Here is a 5,869-nt window from a genome sequence, read left to right on the forward strand (position 1 = left end):
AGTATGATCCCAGAAGGTTGCGGCCCCAGCCGGTCCTGTCGATGTTCGAGATGTAAACACCGACTATCTCGCTAGAGCCGACGTTGCCGATGTCGACCCAGCGTTCGAAGGCCGAAGCAGTGCCGGCGGAAAACAGGCTCGCCGCGACGACAATGGCCGAGGCAGTGCGGGTAAATGCGGTCTTTGCGAAGCTGGTGATCATTTTTCAGTTCCTCACTTTTGCTACCAGCCGCGGCGCCATTGCCGTCAGCTTGTGAGGGAACATGCGTCCGAGCCGCCTCGGACGTTGCGCAGCATTGCGCAAAGCGCCGCTTGTCTGCAGAAGCGCGCTTCTCGGTCTGTTTCGTGCCGGACGAGAACCGGGTCGGCAGTGCGAGCGTTCTTTCCAATTCCGCGTCTGATGGAGAGCCCTGGAGGTTCGCTGGGGGCGAGTTTTCTTAGGTAGCAACTCGTACGATTACTTTAAACCCCGCGAATGATAGTCTATAGTGTTCTTCTAGGGTAGCGCGGATGGCGAGCTCAAAGGAGGATCGAGTGCAAGCGGCGGTGGGTGGCGCACCCGAGATTGTCAGTCTCACGCAGATGATTCGCGTTAAACGACTATTGGCTATCGCACCGAACTTAATTAAAATACTTTGTGCGTTATTTCTTGGGTTGCTTGTCGCGACAATAGTGTTTGGAATGTTATTGAGGATTGTTGTAATTATCGCTTTCTTAGTTTATGCTGGAGATGGTCAGTTCGTTCTAGTCGCTATTCCTGTTTTTTTCGTTACATTTAGTCTCTTTATGTTAGCTGCGGCCTTGCCGTTTTGGCTCTTGTCCCAGGTTAGTAAGGACTCCGTTTTCGCGCTATGTACATCAACGGTTATCTCTGCAACACTTGTTTACTTCTTTATCGAATATCGACATCAATTAGATCAAGAAGATGTTTTGTTTGTAGACATAGCGCTATGCGTATTAGGCGCAACGATGGCGACGTTTGTGATCCATATGATTTATCTCGTTTATGTTAGACACTCAACATTTGGATTGTCTGTAACCTCGTCGCGAACTCTGTTGCATCTCAACTATTTACCTCTTTTTCTCCCAAAAAGTATCGGATTATTTGTGAAGGCGATATTCGTGTTCCAATGGAGAATGGCAAGGCTGGCAATTGTTGGCTCGGTAATCTGGCTGCCAATCGCGGTCATATCGGTAGTGGCATCCCCGGTAGCCATGCTCATCATGCTTTTTCTGTTCATCTGGAAGAGGAGAGCGGTGTCAACTGCCTTCCTGTCCAGCTTCAGGGAATTGAAGGCCAAGCTGCAGCGAAACGCCACCGAGCTTCTGCGGATAGACAGCCGAGCTCCAATCCTCTTTCTAAGGTCGTTTCACGATGATCAACTAACCACCGGCAATTCCGCCGGTAAGGTTCTGTCCGTCATTCTAGGATTGGACGTCGATACCTTGCGATTGGAAGAGTGCATTGTGGATATGGCCGGCAGATTAGGCCCGGTGATTGCATTGAGCCCGCCTGGATCTTCTATTTCGCCGATGCTCGGCGCCGCTAAGGAAAGAGCAACAGGTGACTGGAAGGAACTCGTTCAGAAATATCTGGATCAGTCGCAACTGATTGTTTTGATCTACGGCACCAGCGCGGGCCTAAAGTGGGAGATTGAGGAGATTCATCGGCGGGGTTACGCGCATAAGCTTGTCCTCGTCTCCGCATTAAAACCGGATGTCGATTCGGCGCAAGTCATCGCTACGTTTCCGGGTAACAGCGGCGCTAAGGTGAACCTCGGCCCTGGCGAGAGAGTGCTGGCGATTGCCGGCCATAAGGCATCGGGCGTCGCACATGCGGTCACATCGAGCTTCGAGGACGCGATGTCCTACACCTTGGCGATTCGATATTGTATGAACATCAACAATGCCGCGCGCCCCGTGTGACGGTTGACTTCCTGGCTGCGGCGCGGAACAGATCCTGTTCTCCTGTCTCGCGCCGCTCGCGTGGTTTGCCCATCGCCCGGATCCGATTCACTGCGATGAAAGCAGTGATGGAGTGGACGCCCCCACCCGACGGCATCGCAATACGCCAAATTGGTGATGTCGGAATCATCCAGCAAGGAGAGAAGCGAAGATGAACGAGACGCTGGCTGCGGCCATTTCCGAGGTCGAGACAGTGAAGGGCAGGGGTGACCTGCTGCTTGCTTACGATCTGGCTTGCGAACATCTGAAAACCTGGCCCGACTGCGAGCAGCTGAAGCACGCGGGACTGTTGGCCCTTGCCCGTGCGGGCGCCACCGCGCATGCCAGACGGCTGTTCGCCGATTGGAATCTCGGGGCCTCGTCCAATCCTCATATCCTGGCACTTGAGGCGCGCCTGGCAAAGGACTTTGCGCTGAAGATGCAAGGCGATGGGCGGCGTGCAGGCCTGCTGCAGGCGGCGTCCATCTATCAGCGAATCCATGAGCGCGCGCCGGATTCCTATCTGGCGATCAACATGGCCAGCCTGGCCTTCCTTGCCGGCGAGCATGCACAAGCAGCAAATCTGGCGCATAGCATCATCGCCGAATCCGGCGGCGCGGGGGCCGCCGACTACTGGGCTCTGGCAAGCCGCGCCGAGGCCAATCTGCTTCTCGGTAGGAAAGAGGAAGCCCGCGTCGCGCTTGTCGAGGCGATGCAGAGACCGTCGAATGCGGGCGATCGCTCCTCGACCCGCCGCCAGCTGAAACTAATCATGGCTCATGCCGGAGCCAGCGACAACGAGATTGCGGCATTTCTGACGCCACTCGAACCGCCTGTGACAGTGCATTTTCTGAGCAACGGTTTGCCTGGTACAGGATGGAGCTTCAGCCAGCTCAGCGAAACGGAAATGTGCCGCCGGATTAGGCAAGCCGTAGCGGGCCTGCGGCCCGGCGCGGCCTTCGGATCGGTCGGGACGGCTGCCGAAATCGTGTTTGCCGAGGAAATCCTGTCGTTCGGGGCCCAGCTGGAGCTGGCGATTCCGATAAGGCAATCGCTGCTGAAAAAGGTCATCCAGGCTAATGCAGGCGATCCGTGGGCAACACGGTTCGAAGCTTGCTGCAGTAAAGCACACCGTGTCGTTCTGCCTTCGGACGATCCCGATGCCACCGATACCACCCAGGCGGACTATGCCGTGCGCTTCGGGATGGGATTGGCGCTCCTTCGGGCCCAGCACATCGACGGGGTGGCTGTGCAAGTAACCTTGGCTGACGCCGTGCGGGACCACTCATCGAGCCACGCTGCCGTCTGGACAAGCCGTGGTCGCGAGCGCATGAAGGTGCAGCTGGACGATCTCGTCAAGCCCCAGGAATCGGCGCCCACACTCGATGAGCGGCTGACGCACGCGCTGATTTTCGGTGACGTGCTTGGATTTTCATCACTGGAGGAGCGGCTACTGCCGGTCTTCTGGGACAAGGTCATGCGCGTGATAGGCGACGTGGCTGACGAACACCGAAACAATGTGGAGTTGCGAAACACATGGGGTGATGCGGTACACATGGTGCTGACCGATGTACGCACCGCCGCCCGAATTAGCCTGGCGGTGCAGGAGCGGCTGACGGCCGTCGATGGCAGGTTGTTCGAGCGCGAAACGCCCCCCTCCATGCGCATCGGTGCCCACTACGGTCCGGTCTTTGCCGGATGGGACCCGGTCCTACATCATAGCACTTTCTATGGCCGGGCGCTGAGCAAGGCAGCGCGCATCGAACCGATCGCTCCGCCGGGCCGCGTCTATGTCACAGAAGCCTTCGCGGCGATTCTGCTTCTGGAAACAGGACAGGAATTCACATGCACCTATGTCGGCGTTGTCCCGCTGGCGAAGGACTTCGGTTTTTTCCGGATGTACGACCTTGTGGGGTCGTGATCTACGATGACGCTGCGTTTGCGGCGAAGGCTTTCAGGATTGCTTTGACGTCGAAAGGCGAGAGCCCGGAATGCGCGCCCAGCAGCAGCGCAATCAGACCCGCGATAATAGGCGTCGCGAAGCTGGTGCCGCTCTGGGTCGCATAGCCACCGCCAGCGACCGCCACGGGCACATCGACTCCATGGCCCATAAACTCGATGATGTCGCGCCTGAATCGCCAAATGTCCTCGCGTCCGCGGCCTGCGTTGCCCACGCCGATGCATGCGACGATCGAAGCCGGATAGCCTTCATCCTCGAGCGGCCGGTTGCGGGTGGCCGCGACGATGATCTTTCCGCGGCGATAAGCCTTTTCGGTCAATGGGATCAAGCGCGGCAGATAGGACTCGCCGACTGCAACGCTCATATTCATTATCTGTGCGTCGGTTGAGTTGGCGAAGTCGATACCACCGAGAAAGGCGTCGGGCGAGCCGGGTTTGTTTCCACCAAGAACACGCACATCTATCAGCGTGGCGTTGGGGGCGATGCGGGCAATGATGCTGGCGACGGCTGTGCCGTGACCATATGTGTCGTTGTTGGCTGTGGGATCTGACGGCGTGATCGCGACGGAGCCTTTCTCGTCGGCGCTGCAGATAACCGCGCTCTCGACGCGGTTCCTGAGATCGGTATGCGAAGCGTCTATGCCGCTATCGAGGACCGCGACCCTAACGGGTTGCAGCGCTCCGGCAGCAAGCGACGAGATCGGAACCCGCAGCGCGCGAGCAATGACCGCGTCGAGTTCAGTCATCGGTTCGTGCGCGCAAGGACATGGCCTCAATGGCCTTGAGCACGCGCGCAACTTCCCGCACGACCGTTCGGTCCCGCTGCAGCAGCCGGGCAACACGCTGCAGGATTTCTTGCTCGAGCGGCTCGCCGGCGAACGAGGCAGGCTGCACATCGTCCATCGCGCTGCCATGCGACAGGGATCGCAGCACCAGCGACTGGTTGAGCATGAGAGCAGCGATGGTGGCCAGACACGCGTAGAGCTCCGCGTCATCCATGGTAAATCGCTTGCCGTCCTTGTTGGAAATGGCCGTGATGACGCCGATCAGCCGCTCTCCGATCATCATTGGTGCTGCGATCACTGCCTTTACCCCATCGAGCGCCTGGGTATGGTCGGGATCCTTGAAGCGCGGCGCGCCGAGCTGGACCTCGCCGGTTTCTGCCGCCAGACCCATCAAGCTCTCGCCGATGGGTACGCGCCGGCCGATCAACGCCGCCTCGGATTCGGCATTTCCGTAGGTCATCACAAAGGTCAGGTCGGTGCGCTCAGGAGCGAACACGAGCAACGAGCCTTCATCAGCGCCCACAGCCCTGACGCCAGTCTCCACCGTCAGGCGCAACACCTGGTCTTCGCTCGTCCGGGGCTGGATGCCCAGATAACGCCGGACGAGGTCAGCCTGAAATTGAGAGCTATCTACCATTCTTGCCTCCCTGCTGGGCGTACTCGGCCGGTCCCCCACCGGCGCGAGGTGTCTTCCTGTCTTCTCGGGGTGGTTGCTGCCCTGGTGTCGGCGGCTGTATGTCAGCAAAGGCAGGACGCACCGGCACCGATCCTTGAACCTCGAAGTCCGTGGCATTGCCATAGGTGCGCCGCGCCTCCCAAAGCGACTTAAACAACGACGGCCGCTGCAGCAACCCGTCGGGAGTGCCAACGTCGGTGAACTTGCCGCCCTCAATACAACAGACTTCATCGGCCACAGCTTTGATCAGATCCATATCATGGTCGATAATGAGGATGGTGCGGCCTGGCCGGCTGCGGAATTCGGCAAGGATCCTGGTGACGCTCATCGCGTCGATGCCTGTCGAGGGCTCATCGAGGAGAAGTATCTGGGCGTCCGACAAAAGCGTACGGGCGATAGCGAGCCGCCGGCGCTCGCCCCCGGCAAGTCCTGCCTTCCCGGCTTGGCGCGGCACCGGCGTTCCGAGAGGGTCGTCGGGCGAAATCGTAACGAGCGCATTCCAGAC

General features: G+C 58.7%; 6 protein-coding genes. 2 read left to right on the forward strand and 4 right to left on the reverse strand.

The annotated features are described in order from the left end of the window. Nucleotides 1–202, reverse strand: a 202-nt coding sequence (locus NKI72_RS33760; RefSeq protein WP_352852080.1) for a hypothetical protein, incomplete at its 3' end; no start/stop codon positions are given. A 332-nt stretch (nucleotides 203–534) separates the two neighbouring features. On the opposite strand from NKI72_RS33760, the gene NKI72_RS33765 reads away from it, so the two are divergent. Continuing rightward, a complete protein-coding gene (locus NKI72_RS33765) occupies nucleotides 535–1,926 on the forward strand; it encodes a hypothetical protein (protein WP_352694031.1) in 1,392 nt (463 codons plus the stop codon). Between the two features lie 190 nt (nucleotides 1,927–2,116). Continuing rightward, nucleotides 2,117–3,865, forward strand: a complete 1,749-nt coding sequence (locus NKI72_RS33770) for a tetratricopeptide repeat-containing protein (protein WP_352852083.1) — start codon at nucleotides 2,117–2,119, stop codon at nucleotides 3,863–3,865. 1 nt (nucleotide 3,866) lies between these two features. Here the strand turns inward: NKI72_RS33770 and NKI72_RS33775 are convergent, their stop codons facing one another. The 3 genes from NKI72_RS33775 to NKI72_RS33785 all read right to left on the reverse strand — a co-directional run. Then, nucleotides 3,867–4,649: a S8 family serine peptidase gene (locus NKI72_RS33775; RefSeq protein ID WP_352694027.1), complete on the reverse strand. Its 783-nt coding sequence runs from the start codon at nucleotides 4,647–4,649 to the stop codon at nucleotides 3,867–3,869. Next, a complete protein-coding gene (locus NKI72_RS33780; RefSeq protein ID WP_352852084.1) occupies nucleotides 4,642–5,325 on the reverse strand; it encodes a GAF domain-containing protein in 684 nt (227 codons plus the stop codon). The genes NKI72_RS33775 and NKI72_RS33780 overlap by 8 nt, the downstream gene beginning before the upstream one ends. Continuing rightward, on the reverse strand, nucleotides 5,315–5,869 hold a 555-nt coding region (locus tag NKI72_RS33785; protein ID WP_352852087.1), incomplete at its 5' end, for an ATP-binding cassette domain-containing protein. The genes NKI72_RS33785 and NKI72_RS33780, both read right to left, overlap by 11 nt.

Origin of the sequence: Mesorhizobium sp. M0437, assembly GCF_040321335.1 — a bacterium.
Taxonomy (GTDB): domain Bacteria; phylum Pseudomonadota; class Alphaproteobacteria; order Rhizobiales; family Rhizobiaceae; genus Mesorhizobium.

Bases quoted from the DNA above. Each gene is read 5' to 3' on its own strand.
- NKI72_RS33775 (WP_352694027.1), bottom strand. From the start codon at position 4,649: ATGACTGAACTCGACGCGGTCATTGCTCGCGCGCTGCGGGTTCCGATC.
- NKI72_RS33780 (WP_352852084.1), bottom strand. From the start codon at position 5,325: ATGGTAGATAGCTCTCAATTTCAGGCTGACCTCGTCCGGCGTTATCTG.
- NKI72_RS33770 (WP_352852083.1), top strand. From the start codon at position 2,117: ATGAACGAGACGCTGGCTGCGGCCATTTCCGAGGTCGAGACAGTGAAG.